The sequence below is a fragment of the Parapedobacter sp. genome (assembly GCF_035556095.1).
Taxonomy (GTDB): Bacteria; Bacteroidota; Bacteroidia; order Sphingobacteriales; family Sphingobacteriaceae; genus Parapedobacter.
Window position 1 is genome coordinate 1 of sequence record NZ_DATMFT010000005.1, and the last position, 19,534, is coordinate 19,534.

Here is a 19,534-nt window from a genome sequence, read left to right on the forward strand (position 1 = left end):
ACCAACACGGGCAACGTTACTGTCCGGGATCTTGTGATCAATGACGGCAAGCTGGGCATTGTTGACCTTGCGGTCACGCCATCCACGCTGGCACCGGGTGCCACGGGCACAGCCACGGCCACATACAGCATCACCGCGCCCGACATCGAGGCCGGTGTGGTAACGAACACGGCCATTGCCACGGGCACGAGCCCTGTGGGTCCTGTGCGTGATATCTCCGGTACTTCCGTCGACAACGACACGGAAACCGAGACGGAACTTCCGCAGGACGCAGACATAGAAATTAGCAAGAAAGCCGACAAGGAAACGGTCAGCACGGCGGGCGAAGTGATTACCTACACGATCACGGTGACCAACACGGGCAACGTGACGCTGGAGAACTACACGGTCACCGACATACTGTTCCCGGATTGGAATGCAAGCATCGATAAGCTGGCACCAACTGACACGCGCAGCTTCGAGCTGGAGTATACGGTTACCCAAACCGACATCGACAACGGCGGTGTGGTGAACGTGGCCAGCGCTACGGGCGAGAATCCAGGTGATCCGGAGGACGAGGACGAGGTGGAAGTGCCGAGCGACAAGCAACCAGGCATCGAGGTCAGCAAGAAAGCCGACAAGGCAACGGTCAGCACGGTGGGCGAAGTGATTACCTACACGATCACGGTGACCAACACGGGTAACGTGACGCTGGAGAACTACACGGTCACCGACATACTTTTCCCGGATTGGAATGCAAGCATCGATAAGCTGGCACCAACTGACACGCGCAGCTTCGAGCTGGAGTATACGGTTACCCAAACCGACATCGACAACGGCGGTGTGGTGAACGTGGCCAGCGCTAGGGGTAATGATCCCGATGATCCGGAGGACGAGGACGAGGTGGAAGTGCCGAGCGACAAGCAACCAGGCATCGAGGTCAGCAAGAAAGCCGACAAGGCAACGGTCAGCACGGTGGGCGAAGTGATTACCTACACGATCACGGTGACCAACACGGGCAACGTGACGCTGGAGAACTATACGGTTACCGATATACTTTTCCGGGATTGGAATGCAAGCATCGATAAGCTGGCACCAACTGCCACGCGCAGCTTCGAGCTGGAGTATACGGTTACCCAAACTGACATCGACAACGGCGGTGTGGTGAACGTGGCCAGCGCTAGGGGTAATGATCCCGATGATCCGGAGGACGAGGACGAGGTGGAAGTGCCCGTAGGTAAGGATGTAGGTATCAATATCACAAAAGTGGCCGACCGCCAATCATTCAGCAATGTCGGTGATGTTATCACGTATACGATTACGGTGACCAACACAGGTAACGTGACACTCTCCGACGTGTTGGTTACCGACGTGCTGTTCCCGGAATGGAAAGAAGAAATCACCACATTGGCACCGAAAACTGACCAGTCGTTCGAACTCAAGTATACCATTACGGAAGCCGATGTGGATGAAGGTACGGTAGTTAACGTTGCAAAAGTAATTGCCAAAGATCCCGACGGTGGAACACCTGGCGATGAAACCGAGGTCAAAGTGCCCGGCGTATTTGGTCCAGTGGCCAACGACGACGCCGTGAGCACCAACCAGGGCAGTCCGGTCACCATAAATGTGGTAGGTAACGATGAGGCGGGAAGTAAACCGATTGTGGGTGGTACCGTACGGCTGGTTGAACCCGATAGCGGCGAAGCCGTGACCACCGTAACCATCGAAGGGGAAGGTACTTATACCGTAGGTGCTGATGGCACAGTGACCTTTACGCCCGATGCAGCGTACGTGGGCATCAGCACTGTTACCTATACGGTGAAGGATGAAAACGGACTGGAATCCAATGTCGCTACCATCACGGTGACGGTGGAAGGTGTTGCTGCGGAAATTGCTCCGACAGCTAATGACGATCAGGCGACCACACCATATGGCCAATCAGTAACGATTACGGCACTGGCAAATGACCAGCCTGGCAGTAGCCCGATTGTCCCCTCAACGGTTAGGCTCATCGATGGGTCTGGAAATGGTGCAACTGCGGTTACGGTTCCGGGTGAAGGCCGGTACACTGTAAACGCGCAGGGCGTGGTGACGTTTGAACCGGCCGACGGGTTTACGGGTACCAGTACTGTCCGTTACGAAGTGACAGACGAGAACGGACTGGTGTCTAACATCGCTACAATCCTCGTGACCGTCGAATCCCGGCCATTCAAGATCCCGAATGTGTTTACCCCCAACGGGGATGGCAAGAACGACGTTTTTGAAATCGTCGGTCTTGAAAGCTTCGACCGCGTGGAGATCACCGTGGTGAACCGGTGGGGCAATGAGGTGTATCGCCACAATAACTACAAGAACGATTGGGGTGGCCAGGGATTGAACGAAGGCACCTATTATTATGTGATTATTACTCATGATGGTAGCCGCCAAGAACGGTACGCAGGTTGGGTACTTATAAAAAAGCAGTAAGGTAAAAGCAACGAAACAATGGCTATGAAGCGCATTATAACATTAGCGGTATTCGTGATCGGTCTGGCGGTATCTGAAAGCCGGGCCCAGCAGAACATCCAGTTCACGCAGTACATATTCAATTCGATGAGTGTTAACCCGGGATACACGGGTTACAAGGAAGAGTGGTTCGGTCAGCTGGGGCTGCGCAGCCAGTGGGTCGGTCTTGATGGCGCACCGCAGACGGGTCTGCTGTCCATCGACGGCGTTGCCGACCCGGTGAACAGGCGGCACGGGCTGGGGCTGCAGGTGATCGCCGACAAACTCGGTCCGCAGTCGGCCACCTCGGCCTATGCCAACTACGCCTTCCGGCTCCGGCTGAACGAGGAGGACACGCAGCGGCTGAGCTTCGGCATCGGCGCGGGTGTGACGCAGTACAGCCTTGACGGAGCGGTGCTGGACCCTATCGAGGGGGGAGACCAGGTGATCCCTGCGGGCAGGATCAGCAACTGGGTTCCGGATGTGCGCTTCGGGGTGTACTACTACAACCCGGGGTGGTACGCAGGGGTGTCGGTGATGGACCTGCTTTCGGGCGACCAGAGCAACAACATCTTCCGGTGGGACAACACGACCACGGACAACATCCGGCGCAGGCGGCACCTGTACTTCATCGGGGGTGCGCTGTTCGGCCTGGGCACTGGGCTGGACTTCCGTCCGAGCCTGCTGGTGAAGGAGGATTTCAGGGGCCCGACGAGCGTTGACGTGAACGCGATGTTCATTTTCGGCCGTCGTTTCTGGCTGGGTGCGGGCTGGCGCACGGGGGTGACGGTGTTCAGGCGGGAGTACAGCCGGGTTAGCGGCAACAGCCTGAGCGGCCGCAACTCGTTTTCTGCGGTCACGCAGATCTATGTTACGGAAGCGCTCCGTGTGGGCTACTCGTACGACCACATCGTGAGCCGGCTGAGCAGCGTTCAGAACGGTTCGCACGAGATCACGCTGGGGATCACCTTCGGCCGCAGGGAGCAGCGGTTGCTGAGCCCACGGTTTTTTTAGGGGGGACATCAGATAACAGACTAATACTATGAGATACGGGTTACAACAATTTTTTCTGATCGCGGTGCTGTCGTGCATGGGCGGGGCCGCCTTTCCACAGGAACAGCCGGGCCTTCGCGAGCGTGCCGAGGAGCTGTACAGGCGTTATGAATACGCGAATGCCGCCAAGCTGTACACCAAGCTGGTGGATACGCGCAGGCCCCGCCTGCAGGACCTGGAGCGGCTAGCGGAGAGCTACTGGCGGATGAACGATTACGAGTCTGCCGAGAACTGGTATGCGCGGGTGGTCCGGCACGAAGGGGCACCTGCCGGTAGCCTGCTCATGTACGGTCAGGTGCTCAAGGTGAACGGGAAGTACGCCGAGGCGAAGCGCCAGCTAGAGGCCTACGCCGGAAAGACCGGCAGCGATTCCACCGTGGCGGCCCAGATCGCGGGCTGCGATTCGGCGCTGCGCTGGATGGCCTCGCCGACCCTGCACCGGCTTCGCAACGAAACGGCGGTGAACACGGCCAACTCCGAGTTTTCGGTTTTCCCGTCGGGTGGCGGGGTGTACTATGCGGGCGAGCCGGCAAGCGCATCCCCGGCGAATACGTACGGCTGGACGGGCAAGGCCTTCCTGCGGGTATACACCGCGCCGCTGTCGGCGGCCGGGACACTTGGCGGGCCCACGCTGGCATCCGCGGGGATCGATGATGCGAAATACCACGCCGGGCCGTTGGCGGCCGGGAAAGACGGCAGCACGCTGTACGTCACGCGTACGCACACGGGCAGGGACGTGGCATCGCGGAAAGAAGCGGGGAAGCGCTACCGGACCCACACGCTGGAACTGTACATCTACCGGCAGGAGGATGGGGCCTGGGTGGCCGAACCCTTCGCTTACAACGATGTGAAGGCCTATTCGGTGGGGCATGCGGCGCTGTCGCCCGATGAAAGCGTGCTGTATTTCGTGAGCGACATGCCCGGGGGGCAGGGCGGCACGGATATCTGGTACAGCGAGCGGCAGGCGGACGGTTCATGGGGCAGCCCGGTGAATGCCGGGCCTGCGATAAATACCGCAGGGGATGAGCTGTTCCCCGGCATCGCGCCCGACGGGACGCTTTATTATTCCACGGATGGGCTGGCCGGCATGGGCGGGCTGGACGTGTTCAAATCCAGGGGCAGCAAAGACCGGTGGGGCACGCCGGAGAACCTGCGTTATCCGGTGAACAGCGCTGCCGATGACTTTGGCTACCTGGTTTACGAGGAAGACGGGAGCGGTTACCGGGGATTCCTGTCGTCGGACCGCCGCGGCGGCATGGGCGGTGATGACATCTATTCGTTTTCCTACGAGAAGCCGAAGATCATCATCATCCTGAAAGGGACCACCTCGGACAAGGCGACGGGAGAACGGTTGCCGGCGGCCGCTGTCACGTTATACGACGGCCAGCGCGAGATCGTTGCCAGGAAGAGCAGCAGCGGGGCGGGCACGTTCGAGTTCGTGCTTGACCGCAACCAAGCTTACACAGTATTGGGCCAGAAAGAAGGTTACCATGCCGATTCGGCCCGGGTAAGCACGCATGGCATCACGCGGTCCGACACGCTGGAGGTTGCGTTGCTTCTGGAACCGGTCTTCCGGGTGGGGCAGACGTTCGAGCTGGAGAACATCTACTACGATTTCGACAAGCACAACATCCGTGCGGACGCGGCGGCGATACTTGACGAACTGGTTCGTACGCTCCGCGACAACCCGACACTGAGGATCGAGCTTTCGAGCCATACGGACAGCCGTGGCAGCCACGCCTACAACGAGTCCCTGTCGCAGCGGCGTGCGCAATCGGCGGTGGATTACCTCGTGTCAAGGGGCATCGCGCGTGACCGGATGGTGGCCAAGGGCTACGGGGAGACCAAACTGGTCAACCGGTGTGCCGACGGGGTACCGTGCTCGCGTGACGAGCATCAGGCCAACCGAAGGACCGAGGTTACCGTGCTGGCATATTAAAGGAGTTCAATCAACCTGAAATCCATAGGGGCAGCTTTATCGGCTGCCCTTTTTATTTTAGAATGCGTCGGATTTTATTCGATTTTTTAATCAGCTTGTGGAAAGCCTCGTAGTCTTCGTCGCGAATGACGTCGTATATATGCTGTAGTTGCTTGATGTGCTCTTGCAATACCTCCAATACGTTGTCGCGGTTCTGCATTACAATGGGTGTCCACATATCGGGAGAGCTCTTGGCTAATCGCACCGTGGATTCGAAGCCCGACCCGGCCAACTCGAAAATTCGCCCCTGTGCTTTTTCCTTTTCCAGCACCGTGAGCGCCAAGGCAAACGAGGTAATATGTGAAATGTGTGATACATAGGCTGTGTGAACATCGTGTTCGTGTGCGTTCATGAAGGTTGCCTGCATATCCAGCTGGTCCACGATCATTTCGGTGGTATCGAAGGCATCCTCGTCGCTGTTCATAACATCCACGTATGCCATTACCTTGCCAGCAAATAGGTTGGGGATGGCCGCTTCCGGTCCGGAGTATTCGGTGCCAGTCATGGGGTGTGCCGCTACGACACGACCACGCTTCGGGTGGTCTGCAATGGCTTGGAGTATGCGTTCTTTGGTAGACCCCATATCAATAACCACTTGGTTGGTCACTTGATCGAGCAAACCGGGAAGCAACTTAAGGATAGCATCTACCGGAACGGTAAGCACGATCACTTCACACGCTTTTACGGCATCGTCCAGCGTCATCCCTTCGTCAATCAGTCCCAATTGGAGGGCTTTTTTAAGATTGGCCTCGCTTTTGTCGACACCGATCACGCGTGTGGCAATTTTTTTTTCTTTCAGGGTGATGGCGATGGATCCTCCGATGAGCCCTACGCCAACAATGGCTATATTCATTGTTATTTTGTGCTTCGTTTATAGATGATTAACCGCTTTTACCTGCGCACGTATTATACGGTCGTACGCTTCGTCCAGTGCTTCAGGCGTGGCACACAGGCTCACTCGAATGTAGTTGTTTCCGCCATCCCCAAAAATACCGCCAGGGGTGATGAAGACCCGCGACTGCTGTAAAATCACATCACTCAACGCGTATCCATCGGAATGGGAAACGGGGATTTTTGCCCATACAAACAACCCGACCTGCTGACGGCTATACGTACATTCCAGTGCGTCCAAAAGACGGTATACCTTTTCCCGCCTGTTTCGGTAGTTGGTGTTTAGCTCGTCGTACCAATCACGTCCGAGCGATAGCGCTTTGGCTGCTGCCATTTGTACGGGAAGGAACATCCCCGAATCCATGTTACTCTTAAACCGGATAATCTCTTGGATACGGGCCTCGGCACCCACCAGCATGCCTACGCGCCAGCCGGCCATGTTAGACGACTTGCTCAACGAATTGAGTTCGATGGCTACATCCATCGCACCCTCGGTAGCGAGCAGGCTTTGCGGATGTTCATTCAGGATGAAGCTGTACGGATTGTCATGGCATAGCAGGATATGGTGCTCCTTCGCAAAGGCAACTACTTCGTCGAAAAATGCCGCCGTTGCAGGCGCCCCTGTTGGCATATGGGGATAATTCAACCACATTATTTTCACCCTACTAAGATCACGTTTCGCCAGCTCACCCAGATTAGGCAACCATCCCTGCTTTTCCTCCAACGTGTACGGTACGCCGGTGGCGCCGCTCAGGCGGACCGCAGCCGCATAAGCCGGATACCCCGGATTGGGAAATAGTGCTTCATCGCCTTCCTGTAGGTAGGTCATGCACACATGCACAATACCCTCTTTCGAACCGATTAAGGGGAGCACGTGGGCATTGGGATCCAAGGAGACGCCGTACCAATTGCTATACCAGTCGGCAATAGCCTGCCGGAGCGGCAATATGCCTTTGTAATTTTGGTAAGCATGGGTGTCCGGTTGTGTAGCATACGTGCAAAGGGTCTCTACAACCGCCGGATGGGGTGGCAAGTCGGGACTGCCGATGCCCAAATTGATTACTTTTTCACCCGTCTGATTTAATGCTTCAATTTCACGTAGTTTTCTTGAAAAATAGTATTCTTCGGTATGTTGAAGCCGTTGGGCAACCTGTATCTGCATTTTTTTACGTTTAGGCGACTAAATTAAGTAAAACCATTCACATTATTGGATTCGTATTTTTCGGCTACCCTTTCTTTTTTGGTAGCTTTGCACCTTGTTCAATTCTTAATGAAGACATACTTCCGATTACTATCATATGCCAAACCCCTTGGGAAATTTGCCATTCCCTATGCGGCCACGACGTTGTTGAGCGTGCTCTTCGCTACGCTGAATTTAGCGCTTATCATCCCGCTGTTACATACATTGTTTAACGGAAATGAGGGAGGTGATGTTGCCCAGCCTGATAGTTGGTTTGATATCGTAGCTTATTTCAAGTATTATGCAACGGAGGCTATTGCTGTTTACGGACCCTATGGCGCCTTGCAACGGGTATGTGTCGTCATTATCGGATCAGTATTCCTAGCGAACCTGTTTCGCTATCTGTCGCAGCGGATCATGGAAAACCTGCGTATCCACACGTTGCTCAATTTAAGAAGAACCGTGTTCGATAACGTGATGGATTTGCATGTCGGCTATTTTAACAGTCAACGTAAAGGGGATATCATTTCCAAGATTGCTTCAGACGTGCAAGTAGTACAGTTTTCTGTAACAGCTACTTTACAGGTGGTGTTCAAAGAACCGCTTACGCTCCTATTTTATATCATTGCGCTATTTTTGATTTCTGCCAAACTAACCTTATTTTCGGTACTGGTTATTCCACTTTCTGCCTTTATCATTTCGCGTATCGTCAAGCGGCTCAAAGCGCAGGCCACCCAGGCACAGCAGGTCTACGGCAACATGATAAGCTACCTCGACGAGGCGCTATCCGGCGTGAAAATCATTAAAGCGTTCAATGCAACGCAATTTATCAAAGACCGCTTCAATAACGAGAATATTCGGTTTTCGAAAATAAGTCGGCGGATGGTCCGGAGGCAACAGCTGGGCTCACCGGTTTCGGAACTATTGGGGGTAACCATGGTCGCCATTGTGTTGCTTTATGGCGGTAACCTTGTCCTGACGGGATCTGGTGAGCTGCCTGCCGAAGCCTTTATCACCTATATCGCTATTTTTTCGCAGGTGATGCGCCCGGCCAAAGCCCTTACGGATGCATTCAGTAACATCAATTCGGGAATAGCAGCCGGGGAGCGTGTGTTGGATTTAATAGATCAAGAGAATTTACTTTCCGAAAAGCCAGACGCACAATCCATAAAAAAATTCAACGGAAGTATCCAGTTGCGCGACGTATGTTTTTCCTATGGGGAGCGCGAGGTGCTTAAAGGTATCAACCTCGAAATCCCCAAGGGACAGACCGTTGCGCTGGTCGGTCCATCGGGTGGTGGGAAATCCACATTGATGGACCTGATCCCCCGTTTCATGGACGTGGATAATGGTGAAGTGCTGATTGATGGTTTGAACGTGAAAAATCTGATAACAAATGATTTAAGATCATTGATTGGATTGGTCAATCAGGATTCCTTTTTGTTCAATGATACCATATTTAACAACATCGCCTTTTCCTCGGCCGACGTAACCAAGGAAGATGTGGTCGCTGCAGCGAAGATCGCCAATGCGCATCAATTCATCCTGGAAACGGAACATGGATATGAGACATCCATTGGCGACCGTGGCGTGCGGTTGTCGGGTGGCCAACGCCAGCGAATTTGCATTGCTCGTGCAGTCTTGAAGAACCCACCAATCTTACTGCTCGACGAGGCGACCTCTGCATTGGATACCGAATCGGAGAAGCTGGTCCAAGAAGCCCTGGCCAAACTGATGCAGAACCGTACCACGTTGGTCATTGCCCACCGGCTGAGCACCATTCAAAATGCGGATAAGATTATTGTGCTGGAAGCCGGCCACATCGTGGAAGAAGGAAACCACCAGCAATTGCTGGCCAACAACGGCCTTTACAAAAGATTGATAGAAATGCAGCAGTTTGGAGAATAGGCGCTGCCATTGCATATAAGAGCAAAATTAGCTAAATTTGCTCTCAAAGATATCAAGGTATGGACGCCGAGAAAAAGCTCACATTTCTTCTTGAAGACAAACACCTGGACGATGATTTGAAAGCCATTGCCGCCAAGGTGCGTGATGGTAAGCGGATCGATCAAGCGGAAGGCGTGTTGCTTTATGAGCGCGGTGAATTGGGCTATTTGGGGGTGTTGGCAAACGCCATACGCGAACGTCGCCACGGCGATATCACCTATTTTAACCGGAACTTCCACATCGAACCCACCAACCTTTGTGTTTATGATTGTAAATTCTGCTCGTATTCGCGGTTAATCAAAGAACGGGCAGATGGCTGGGAGGCCACGATGGAAGAAATGCTGGACGTCGTGAAATCATACGACAATGAGCCGGTTACGGAAGTCCACATCGTAGGGGGAGTGTTGCCGCAATATAACATGGCATTTTACATGGACCTGTTTACGGCAATAAAAAAACATCGCCCCAACCTCCATGTGAAAGCGCTTACCCCAGTAGAATACCACTATATTTTCAAAAAGGCCAAGGTCGATTATGCAACGGGCATGGCCATGATGAAGGAGGCCGGCTTGGAGTCGATGCCAGGGGGCGGGGCCGAGATTTTCCATCCGGAGATAAGAGACCAGATCGCGAAGGATAAATGCAATGCCGAACAATGGCTGCAAATACACGAAGAGTGGCATAAACTGGGCATGCATTCGAACGCAACCATGTTGTATGGTCATATCGAGGCGTTTTGGCACCGGGTAGACCACATGGAACGGTTGCGGCAGTTGCAAGACCGAACTAACGGCTTTCAAACCTTCATTCCTTTGAAATTCCGGAACAAGGACAATCAGATGGCCCATGTGCCGGAATCGACGGTGGTGGAAGACCTCCGCAATTACGCCATCAGCCGTATTTATTTAGACAATTTTCCACATATTAAAGCGTATTGGGCGATGATAAGTAGAGAGACCGCCCAATTGTCCCTAAGCTTTGGGGTGGACGATATCGACGGTACGTTAGATGACACCACCAAAATCTATTCTATGGCGGGCGCGGAGGAACAGCATCCAGCAATGACGACGCGGGAGCTGGTCGAGTTAATCAAACAAGTGGGTAAGCATCCCATCGAACGGGATACACTCTATAATGTCATTACGGATTACAACGAGGTGGTCTTTAACGACGACGCACCTGACAAACAAGCACGGTATTATCAATTACCTGTATTGAACGATAAATAGCAATATATTTTTGGAAAAAACACTTTACATTATTCGCCACGGCCAAACGGACCTTAATTTGAAAGGGATCGTTCAGGGTAGGGGGATCGACTCGCCGTTGAACGAGACCGGTAAAAAGCAAGCTGAAGCATTTTACGCCCGCTATCGCAACGTAGATTTCGATAAAATATATACATCGACCTTATTGCGTACCCATCAGACCGTCGCGCCGTTCACCGGTTTACCGACGGAACAATTGGCTGGGCTCGATGAGATCGGATGGGGCATTTATGAAGGGAAGGAACAAACTCCTGAGATCATGGAAGGCTTTGCGGATTTGACCGAACGTTGGCGAATGGGCGAGTTGGACCGTTCAGTGGAAGGAGGTGAAACGCCCAATCAATTGGTAACCCGGCAACGCGAGGCACTTGCCCGTATCCTGTCCCGCCGAGATGAAAAAACCGTATTAATATGCATGCACGGGCGGGCTATGCGCGTATTCCTTTGTTTGCTCATTGATCGCAACATCGCTGCGATGGATGACTTTCCCCATACCAACACAGCGTTGTACAAAGTGCATTACAACGGCAGGGCATTTTCGATTGTAGACGCCTATAATATTGAACATTTGGCGGGCCTGTTGGCCGAATAAGATGATTATGGAAAAAGTGAATATTTCTGCCGTATCCTATACGAACACACTGCCATTTTTGTATGGGCTCCAACACTCTCCGTTGATCGATGAGATTTCATTGAGTCTGGATGTTCCAAGTGCGTGTGCACATAAGTTGATCAACGGCTACGCAGATTTGGGTATTGTGCCCGTTGCTGCGCTACCCGATATCCCCCATGCGCAGATCGTTTCCAATTATTGCCTGGGTGCAAACGGAGCAGTAAATTCCGTTTTTATTTATAGCGAAAAACCGATAGAATCGATCGAATCGCTCCGTTTGGATAGCCAATCGAGAACATCTAACACGTTGGCGCGAATCCTGTTGCGCCATTATTGGAAGAACGAGACGGTCATCACGGTAGAAGGGGAAGCCGATGCGTATGTGGAGATAGGCGACCGCACTTTCGGAAAACAACATGCCCATCCTTATGTGTACGATTTGTCGTGGCATTGGCGGGAATTCACAGGGTTGCCGTTTACCTTTGCGGTATGGGTAGCCAATAAACCGCTTACCCCGTCATTTATCCAAGCATTCAATGACGCCCTGGCTTACGGACTAAGTCAACGAGAGGTACTGATTGGCGAATTGCCCGCCCGGATCGATTTCGATTATCGGCAATATTTAATGGAGAATATCGACTATCTGTATACCGATGAAAAAAAGGCAGCAGTGACAACCTTTCTGAAATTGAAGGAGTCGTTGGAGCTCGTTTCCGATGAGTCGCCCACCAAGAAAGATTTACCCGGATGAAGATCGAAGACGAAATTCAAACGCGCAAATTCCACAGTGAGCGGCATAAGGCGACGATCAACATCGTGTTCACTAGTAATTGGGTAACCGATATATTGGAAAAACGTGCCAGTACGAGCAAGATTACGCTCCAACAATTCAATATACTCCGTATTTTACGTGGGCAGTATCCGGCACCGGCCACCAATTACCTGCTCAAAGAGCGCATGTTGGATAAGACTCCAGATGTCTCGCGCATCGTCGACCGACTGGTGTCCAAGGGGTTGGTCGCTAAAAGCCGATGTGCCTCAGACCGTCGCGCCGTCGACATCACAATCACCACGAAGGGATTGGATACACTGGAGGACCTGGATGAACGGATGCTGATGATGGATGTTCTCCAAGAAAATATAACGGAAGCAGAATGCCAAACCCTCAATAACCTCCTTGATAAATTACGAGGACACGAGTGACATACCGATTGGTCATTGCTGTATCCTAGTGCACGTGGGGATGAAACAAGAAATTCAATAGTGAGGCAGCAATACCCAATGTAACGGCGATCATTTTCTTCTTATTGAATTTGTGATGATCGGCCGATCCAGATTCGAACAAGATTGTTGTGGAGATATGGAGGAAAATACCGATGACAACGGCCATAATCCGATCAAAATACTGTTCGATATGCCCCATGCCGCCTGAGCTTATTGCCTTGCTAAAGAGGTAGCCTAATGGCGTCATGATGGCGAATATAGCCAATAACAGGGTGATTTTGTTTCTGGAAAGCGACGTGTTGAGCAGCAAACTGCCGAGAGCAAAAGCCGCAGGGACGTGATGCAATGCAATCCCAAAAGTCAATGCGCCTTGGTGGCCAGCAGCCAATGGCATGCCCTCCAATACGGCATGTAAACACAGACTGATCATTATTCCTAAGGGGAATATATTACTGCCTTTTTCGGAGTGGTGGATGTGGCCGTGTTCTACGCCATGTGAAAACTGTTCTAAACCGAGCTGCAAAAGGAATCCCAATAGGACAAATAATCCGATCGTATGGTCGTGCGCACTGTGCGTATGGTAGACCTCTGGAATCAAATGAAGCACGGTAATGGAAAACAGGTAGGCTCCGCTGAACGAAAGGATAAGTTTCAGTAAGTGGGTGTTGTCGCGTTTTACGAAAAACACGGCTATACCACTTGCAAATGCCGAGATAAATAGAATGGCAATAACGGCTAACGGACTCATGCTTCGTTTTTGACAGGGGTTAGATTAGGAACTAAATACCTGAACCCTAAGCCGGTAAGATACCCGATTGTGCTGCCAAGCAATGCTCCGCCGATGATATCGAGGGGATAGTGTACCCCCACATAGACCTGCGCAAAACTGATGATTGCAGCCCAGGAAAGCCCGAGCCAAAGGATGTGTTTCCACCTTCGGTAAAAGACCATAATGAGTGCCACGCCTATTGCGAAATGATTGGCTGCGTGGGATGATGTGAAACTATAGCCACCACTGCACCTCACCAATACATTCACCTGGTCTTTGAATTCGACATCCCGGCAGGGCCGTACCCGCTCTACGGATTTCTTAATGATGGAAGAAGATACATGGTCCGTAATACCAAAGGTTATCAATAGAAAAGCAATGATATATAACCCGTTCTTCTTGTAGTTCCTGATACAGAAAATAATAATGAAAAGGTAGAGCGGAGCCCAGGTATACCTATTTCGTAAAATAGGCATCAGCCAATCAAAAAAAGCATTGCTCAACCCCTGGTTGATCGCCAAGAAAGCTTCCTGGTCGAACGAAATAAGTTGGTCGATCATATAAATTAAACAAAGTTGCAACAAAAGTAAAAATAAATTTCAAAATCCTATGAAATTGGTGAAATTTAGAAAGCCGAACAATATTCCTATTTTTGCGGTCTCAAAAGCAAAATCGTACATGACTTTAATCAAATCCATTTCAGGTATACGGGGAACCATTGGGGGGAAGCCGGGCGAGGCGTTGACACCGATTGACATCGTGAAATTTACGGCTGCATTCGGTCATTTTATCCAGCAGCAATCGGGATCCAAAAAAATGGTTGTTGGCCGTGATGCCCGGGTATCTGGCGAGATGGTGCGGAACCTCGTGGTGGGAACACTACAGAGCATCGGAATGGATGTTATAGATCTCGGTCTTTCTACTACACCCACCGTAGAAATTGCTGTACCGGGCGAGCAGGCAGCAGGGGGTATTATCCTTACGGCCAGTCATAATCCCGGTCAATGGAATGCACTGAAATTGCTTAACACTAAAGGCGAATTCATCGACGACGCAGCGGGCACCGAAGTGCTCGAAATTGCAGAGAACCTGGATTTTGATTTTTCGGACGTTGATAATTTAGGGAAAGTTACGGCTGACGATAGTTACTTGCAGAAACACATCGACCAGGTTTTAGCGCTACCTTTGGTGGATAAAGATGCCATACGGCAGGCGGGGTTTACCATTGCTGTAGATGCCGTTAATTCGACAGGTGGGGTTTTTGTGCCCGCTTTATTGGCGGCGCTCGGTGTTGAAACGATTTACAAGGTCCATTGCGAACCCAATGGGCTGTTTCCGCACAACCCCGAGCCACTCGCCGAGAACCTGACGGATTTGTCTGCGTTAGTCGTCGGAAAAAAGGTCGACTTAGGCATCGCTGTAGACCCGGACGTGGACCGACTTTGTTTTGTGATGGAAGACGGCAAGATGTTTGGTGAAGAATATACTTTGGTGGCTGTGAGCGACTATGTGCTGCAACATACGCCGGGCAACACCGTCTCCAACCTCTCGTCTACGCGGGCATTACGCGATGTAACCATCAGCAGGGGTGCGGAATACCACGCTGCCGCCGTAGGCGAAGTGAATGTGGTCACAAAAATGAAGGAAGTGGGCGCGGTAATTGGTGGTGAAGGCAATGGTGGTGTCATCTACCCGGAGGTACACTATGGCCGGGATGCGCTGGTTGGTATTGCTCTTTTCCTCACCCATCTGGCCAAAAGCGGCAAGCGCATTTCCGAAATGCGGGCGGGCTACCCGCAGTACTACATGTCTAAGAACAAAATAACCCTTACTCCGGGGTTAGACATCGATGGCCTGCTGAGCGCAATGCAGCAGAAATATAGGGACGTAACCCACAGTACCATTGATGGATTGAAAATTGATTTCGAGGAGGAGTGGGTCCATCTACGGAAATCGAATACCGAACCCATCATCCGGGTTTATTCCGAGGGGCCGACCCCTGAACGAGCGGAGGCCATTGCACGTCAGATCATGGACGAGATTGCGGCTATTGTTGGCGCCGACTAGGTGAGCGACCCAATATAAGTGCTGGGGGAGATATCGCTCCCATTGTACCGGACAAATGACGTATAGATGTGTACGGGCTTTCCGAGATAGTACGGTCTGACCGTTATAATTGCCTCGCCCTTATCCCGTGAAGCCCCGTTGAAGCATGCTTCGCATGTTTCATATTCCGGGTAAAACAACAGTACCCATAGGTTGTCCACGCGGTCGGCGCCGTCTTTGCCTGTGTCGTTAGACCATTCCAACTTCAAGCCGGCATCTGTCCACACCGCTGTACCGTCTTTCATGGCAGGTACACCGCCCATGCTCACCAACGCCTTACTGTAATCGAACACCAAATTTGGATACTCGCCCGTAATAGCCTGTTTCTTATTGTACGACATCGCAACATTGAAAGCGCTCATCACCCGTTGCTCAGCCTCGTGTTTGAACCCATCACGGATAAAAGTGATACACGATTTGAGGAACTGTTGGGTGAGCTTCATTTTCAGCTGGTTTGCCAACTGTGCTGGGCTACGTTTTTTGGACGTGAAACGCGGCAACCCACGTATCACATCCTTGCCACGCCATTGGTAGCCGACCACGCTGCCGACTCGACCGCTGAATCCACCGTTGGGGCCATTTTTGAGTATTGCCATGGTTTTCTCAATTAGTTGGTTCCAAAGTAATAAAAAGTTATTGCCAATTCCTAAAGTTATTGTGATTTAATAGATAGATAAGTAATAGGTAATAGGGATTTTTCCCTATAATCTCCCTAGAAAGTCCCTAGTATGTCCCTAATATTTCCTTCAAATATGAGGAGCTGGTTATGGGTTGGTAGCTGGTTGGGGATATTAGGGAGAAAGAATGGGATTTCGTATCTTGCGTTTTTAGTAAAACCATTATTTTATGCGTACCGATACCCTGAATGTCTCTTCTGAAACCGGCCGATTAAGAAAAGTGCTGGTGCATAGCCCGGACAGTGGCCTCGGCAAGGTTGTGCCTTCCAAAGCACAGGACTGGCTGTTTGAAGACATTGTACACTTGGATACCATCCGTCGGAATGAGTATGATTATTACATCAAATTACTGTTGTATTTCATGGATGAAGGCAAAATCAGGGGGCGATTGGCAGAAATCAATGCACCCGGGTACCATCGTAATTTCTTCAAACCCGATCATCCTGATTTTTACAACTCCCAGCACGTGATTGAATTGCAGGTTTTGCTGGCCGATATATTGGCTGAAACATCCATCAAAAGCCAGTTAGTCGCTTCAGTCTGTGCTATTGAAGCCTGTAGCTATGATGTGCAACGGGAACTCATGGCGTATGCGCCCGCCACACTGGCACGGATATTCTTCAGCGGCACGCCCGACGAACGCGAGATGATCTTTCCGCCGATTCCGAATTTCATTTTTACCCGGGATATCGGCATTGTGATCAATGACCACATCTTGCTCAACAAGCCGATGAAAGAGGCCCGGAAACGCGAAGCGTTGATTGCCAAGTATATTTTTTACCACCATCCCATTTTTGCCGCCTATCACGATAAGGTGATCGAGCTTACGGATACTCAACATCACTTCCTGCTGCCCAACGATGCCGATGTTGAGCGGGTGACACTGGAGGGAGGTGATGTGATGGTGGTGGGCCCCAGTCATGTGCTGATTGGGGTAAGTGAGCGCACCACCCGCGAAGCGGCAGCCCAAGCGGTGCGGCGTTTGTTCGAAAAGGATGTGGTACGCAAGGCGACCATCATTAGAATCCCCCATAGACGCGACTATATGCATATTGATACTGTATTTACGCAGGTGAAGCGAAATGTGTGGGTGATGTTAGGCGATTTTTCCAGCCAACGTATCACCGGCCCGAAGGCAGATGCGGTGCACCGCGCATTGGGTATCCAGCCGCACCGGGCGGATGATTTGGAAATATTGCAATTTAAAAAGGGCGACTTATCCAACCCGCGGCGTTTTCAGTCGCTGGAAGCGTTGTTGACGGACATCAGCGTAACCGATCTCGGTGCTGCTCCTGCAGCTGTCAGGATTGTCATGTCTGGAAATAACGAATTTCCGTATGACGCCCGCGAGCAGTGGACCGATAGCTGCAATGTCCTCGCCATCCGGGATGGCGTGGTGTTGGGTTACGATCGGAATGACAAAACCACAGCTGCATTTCGGGCAATTGGATTCAACGTAGTAAACGTCTCCGACCTGTTGATCGACTTGGAATCGGGTAAAGTGAATGCGGATGACTTAACCGACACCTTGGTACTGATGCCTTCGGCGGAACTGTCGCGGGCAAGGGGGGGCTTTCACTGCATGAGTATGCCATTAATGAGGGATTGATATGCTGCACGGAGATGACGAAAAATGAAACTACAACCATATTGATGATCCGGCCGGCACGGTTTGGCTACAACGAACAAACCGCCGACAATAATGCATTCCAGAGGCGCTCAGTGGAAAGCAACGATACGATACGTTTTCGAGCTGTTCAAGAGTTCGATGCATTTGTAGAAAAGTTGCGTAGGCACGGTATTGATGTATTGGTGGTGCAGGATAGCCCCGAGCCGCATACACCGGATAGCATTTTTCCAAATAACTGGGTGTCTTTCCATCGTGACGGTTCGGTGGTGCTATACCCCATGTTTGCGGAGAACCGACGGTTGGAGCGTAAGCAAGAGGTGCTCGCCGTTATAAAAAGCCGGTTTCTAGTACGGCGGGAAATTGATTTCAGTGTACATGAGGCCAACGGGAGGTTTTTGGAAGGGACGGGAAGTTTTGTGTTAGATCGGGAAAACCGGCTGGCCTATGCCTGTCGCTCTCCCCGTACGGATGAGCAGTTGTTTCGGGATTTTTGTGAACAATTGGATTATCGCGCGATTATTTTCGATGCTGTTGATCGGAACGGTATAGCCATCTATCACACCAATGTAATGATGTGCATTGCCGATCGCTATGTAGTTATCAATTTGGAAGCTATTGTCTCCGCTGATTTGATTTCGGTCACCGAATCGCTGCAAAGGTCGGGTAAAATTATTGTATCCATCAATCACGAACAGATGGCCGCTTTTGCGGGCAACATGCTGCAGGTTAAAAACAAACATGGCGTGCATTACCTCGTGATGTCGTCGCAGGCATTCGGTTCGCTCCAACCACAACAGATGAATTTGCTGGAATCGTTCAATCCTATCCTCCATTCACCATTGCACACCATCGAGCAAATTGGCGGAGGTAGCGCCCGTTGCATGATGGCGGAAGTATATCTACCCTTGCTTGCTGATCATTGCTGATATGGAACATCACCGTCCCTGTAGAATTCCAGTAGACCGTGGAACCCGAATATCGTGACCGGTGCGGATGGTACGGCGACGTTCAGCTTCTACACCTCGGATACGGCGAGCGGATACACGATTACGGTCCAGGGCATTAACGCGTACACGCTGGCTCCGGTATCCGGTGAGGGAGGATTCAAGGTCATCCCGGAATAAAAATCAAATTTAAAGCACTTCTAATATTAACCATGATGGATTTGAAACTGTATATGTTATTGCTTGGCTGTAAACCGCAGGGCAGGCATACCGAACAACACGATGTTTTCTTCGGGATTGGGGCGTCACTGAAAGACTTGGTGCCGGATATTGTCGGTTTTTGGCCGGAGGCGGACGGTAAAATCCATATCGATGCTTGGCGTGAAGTTACGGTGGTGGATGGGTATGCCATCGACATTGGATTAAGAAGCCGTGTGCTGGAACGCAACGACCATCGGAAGCTGTTTTTCGTTAACCTTGGTGGTTATAAAGAAAATGATTTTGAGGAATACCATTATAAATGCCTTTCGGTAGGGACAACGGTCGCCGATGCAATCAGGCAAACGAAGGAACAAACTTTCTGGAAACATAATATTTCATCCCATATTGATGATAAATATGGAATTGATGTGGACGACGTTTACGAAATAGAAGAAGTACTTGCGCCGCGTTTGAAAGAGAAATACACGGTTATCATTGGGGATCGCGATACAGCCCGGCCTGATGATGAATTACACCCCGGCTATCTCAAACTGAACAAATTGGCCGACCGCTAGGGCTGGAAGGAATCT

At 51.4% G+C, this 19,534-nt stretch carries 17 protein-coding genes; 12 read left to right on the plus strand and 5 right to left on the minus strand.

Annotation, left to right across the window (positions count from 1 at the left end):
* The 3 genes from VNQ80_RS02040 to VNQ80_RS02050 all read left to right on the plus strand — a co-directional run.
* The coding region (locus tag VNQ80_RS02040; protein ID WP_325635782.1) for a DUF7507 domain-containing protein at positions 1-2,445 on the plus strand (2,445 nt) is incomplete at its 5' end.
* Positions 2,446-2,469: 24 nt separating this feature from the next.
* A complete protein-coding gene (locus VNQ80_RS02045) occupies positions 2,470-3,477 on the plus strand; it encodes a type IX secretion system membrane protein PorP/SprF (protein ID WP_325635783.1) in 1,008 nt (335 codons plus the stop codon).
* Positions 3,478-3,505: 28 nt separating this feature from the next.
* Complete coding sequence (locus tag VNQ80_RS02050; RefSeq protein WP_325635784.1) at positions 3,506-5,455, plus strand: OmpA family protein; 1,950 nt, start codon at positions 3,506-3,508, stop codon at positions 5,453-5,455.
* A gap of 52 nt (positions 5,456-5,507) precedes the next feature.
* Here VNQ80_RS02050 and VNQ80_RS02055 read toward each other — a convergent pair whose 3' ends face one another.
* Together VNQ80_RS02055 and VNQ80_RS02060 are read right to left on the minus strand one after the other, a co-directional pair.
* Entirely contained in the window at positions 5,508-6,347 is an 840-nt protein-coding gene (locus VNQ80_RS02055; protein ID WP_325635785.1) for a prephenate dehydrogenase, read from the minus strand.
* Between the two features lie 18 nt (positions 6,348-6,365).
* A complete protein-coding gene (locus tag VNQ80_RS02060) occupies positions 6,366-7,547 on the minus strand; it encodes a pyridoxal phosphate-dependent aminotransferase (RefSeq protein WP_325635786.1) in 1,182 nt (393 codons plus the stop codon).
* A 108-nt stretch (positions 7,548-7,655) separates the two neighbouring features.
* On the opposite strand from VNQ80_RS02060, the gene VNQ80_RS02065 reads away from it, so the two are divergent.
* The 5 genes from VNQ80_RS02065 to VNQ80_RS02085 are packed head-to-tail and all read left to right on the plus strand — an operon-like array spanning position 7,656 to position 12,596.
* Entirely contained in the window at positions 7,656-9,473 is a 1,818-nt protein-coding gene (locus tag VNQ80_RS02065; RefSeq protein WP_325635787.1) for an ABC transporter ATP-binding protein, read from the plus strand.
* A gap of 59 nt (positions 9,474-9,532) precedes the next feature.
* Positions 9,533-10,741, plus strand: coding sequence for an aminofutalosine synthase MqnE (mqnE, locus tag VNQ80_RS02070; RefSeq protein WP_325635788.1), 1,209 nt, complete (start codon positions 9,533-9,535; stop codon positions 10,739-10,741).
* A gap of 10 nt (positions 10,742-10,751) precedes the next feature.
* Positions 10,752-11,372, plus strand: a complete 621-nt coding sequence (locus tag VNQ80_RS02075; RefSeq protein ID WP_325635789.1) for a histidine phosphatase family protein — start codon at positions 10,752-10,754, stop codon at positions 11,370-11,372.
* Positions 11,373-11,379: 7 nt separating this feature from the next.
* Positions 11,380-12,144, plus strand: a complete 765-nt coding sequence (locus VNQ80_RS02080; RefSeq protein WP_325635790.1) for a menaquinone biosynthesis protein — start codon at positions 11,380-11,382, stop codon at positions 12,142-12,144.
* Positions 12,141-12,596, plus strand: coding sequence for a MarR family winged helix-turn-helix transcriptional regulator (locus tag VNQ80_RS02085; protein ID WP_325635791.1), 456 nt, complete (start codon positions 12,141-12,143; stop codon positions 12,594-12,596). The genes VNQ80_RS02080 and VNQ80_RS02085 overlap by 4 nt, the downstream gene beginning before the upstream one ends.
* 25 nt (positions 12,597-12,621) lie before the next feature.
* Here the strand turns inward: VNQ80_RS02085 and VNQ80_RS02090 are convergent, their stop codons facing one another.
* Positions 12,622-13,365, minus strand: a complete 744-nt coding sequence (locus tag VNQ80_RS02090; protein WP_325635792.1) for a ZIP family metal transporter — start codon at positions 13,363-13,365, stop codon at positions 12,622-12,624.
* Complete coding sequence (locus VNQ80_RS02095) at positions 13,362-13,946, minus strand: phosphatase PAP2 family protein (protein ID WP_325635793.1); 585 nt, start codon at positions 13,944-13,946, stop codon at positions 13,362-13,364. Before VNQ80_RS02095 ends, VNQ80_RS02090 begins: the two co-directional genes overlap by 4 nt.
* Positions 13,947-14,064: 118 nt before the next feature.
* Between VNQ80_RS02095 and glmM the strand changes: the two genes are divergently transcribed.
* Positions 14,065-15,453 (plus strand): phosphoglucosamine mutase, encoded by a 1,389-nt coding sequence (gene glmM / locus VNQ80_RS02100; protein ID WP_325635794.1) that lies wholly within the window; start codon positions 14,065-14,067, stop codon positions 15,451-15,453.
* On the opposite strand, the gene VNQ80_RS02105 is transcribed toward glmM, so the two are convergent.
* Positions 15,450-16,088 (minus strand): DUF6266 family protein, encoded by a 639-nt coding sequence (locus VNQ80_RS02105; protein ID WP_325635795.1) that lies wholly within the window; start codon positions 16,086-16,088, stop codon positions 15,450-15,452. The two genes, glmM and VNQ80_RS02105, sit on opposite strands and share 4 nt — an antisense overlap.
* A 250-nt stretch (positions 16,089-16,338) precedes the next feature.
* On the opposite strand from VNQ80_RS02105, the gene VNQ80_RS02110 reads away from it, so the two are divergent.
* The 3 genes from VNQ80_RS02110 to VNQ80_RS02120 all read left to right on the plus strand — a co-directional run bounded on the left by VNQ80_RS02110 (position 16,339) and on the right by VNQ80_RS02120 (position 19,519).
* Positions 16,339-17,778 (plus strand): arginine deiminase family protein, encoded by a 1,440-nt coding sequence (locus tag VNQ80_RS02110; protein ID WP_325635796.1) that lies wholly within the window; start codon positions 16,339-16,341, stop codon positions 17,776-17,778.
* Positions 17,779-17,792: 14 nt separating this feature from the next.
* On the plus strand, positions 17,793-18,725 hold the full coding sequence (ctlX, locus tag VNQ80_RS02115) for a citrulline utilization hydrolase CtlX (protein WP_325635797.1): 933 nt from the start codon (positions 17,793-17,795) through the stop codon (positions 18,723-18,725).
* Positions 18,726-18,955: 230 nt separating this feature from the next.
* Positions 18,956-19,519 (plus strand): DUF1543 domain-containing protein, encoded by a 564-nt coding sequence (locus tag VNQ80_RS02120; RefSeq protein WP_325635798.1) that lies wholly within the window; start codon positions 18,956-18,958, stop codon positions 19,517-19,519.
* Positions 19,520-19,534 lie beyond the last annotated feature (15 nt).

Coding starts and splice junctions, on each gene's coding strand:
- VNQ80_RS02045 (WP_325635783.1), top strand. CDS start 2,470: ATGAAGCGCATTATAACATTAGCGGTATTCGTGATCGGTCTGGCGGTA.
- VNQ80_RS02050 (WP_325635784.1), top strand. CDS start 3,506: ATGAGATACGGGTTACAACAATTTTTTCTGATCGCGGTGCTGTCGTGC.
- VNQ80_RS02055 (WP_325635785.1), bottom strand. CDS start 6,347: ATGAATATAGCCATTGTTGGCGTAGGGCTCATCGGAGGATCCATCGCC.
- VNQ80_RS02060 (WP_325635786.1), bottom strand. CDS start 7,547: ATGCAGATACAGGTTGCCCAACGGCTTCAACATACCGAAGAATACTAT.
- VNQ80_RS02065 (WP_325635787.1), top strand. CDS start 7,656: ATGAAGACATACTTCCGATTACTATCATATGCCAAACCCCTTGGGAAA.
- mqnE (WP_325635788.1), top strand. CDS start 9,533: ATGGACGCCGAGAAAAAGCTCACATTTCTTCTTGAAGACAAACACCTG.
- VNQ80_RS02080 (WP_325635790.1), top strand. CDS start 11,380: ATGGAAAAAGTGAATATTTCTGCCGTATCCTATACGAACACACTGCCA.
- VNQ80_RS02085 (WP_325635791.1), top strand. CDS start 12,141: ATGAAGATCGAAGACGAAATTCAAACGCGCAAATTCCACAGTGAGCGG.
- VNQ80_RS02090 (WP_325635792.1), bottom strand. CDS start 13,365: ATGAGTCCGTTAGCCGTTATTGCCATTCTATTTATCTCGGCATTTGCA.
- VNQ80_RS02095 (WP_325635793.1), bottom strand. CDS start 13,946: ATGATCGACCAACTTATTTCGTTCGACCAGGAAGCTTTCTTGGCGATC.
- glmM (WP_325635794.1), top strand. CDS start 14,065: ATGACTTTAATCAAATCCATTTCAGGTATACGGGGAACCATTGGGGGG.
- VNQ80_RS02105 (WP_325635795.1), bottom strand. CDS start 16,088: ATGGCAATACTCAAAAATGGCCCCAACGGTGGATTCAGCGGTCGAGTC.
- VNQ80_RS02110 (WP_325635796.1), top strand. CDS start 16,339: ATGCGTACCGATACCCTGAATGTCTCTTCTGAAACCGGCCGATTAAGA.
- ctlX (WP_325635797.1), top strand. CDS start 17,793: ATGACGAAAAATGAAACTACAACCATATTGATGATCCGGCCGGCACGG.
- VNQ80_RS02120 (WP_325635798.1), top strand. CDS start 18,956: ATGATGGATTTGAAACTGTATATGTTATTGCTTGGCTGTAAACCGCAG.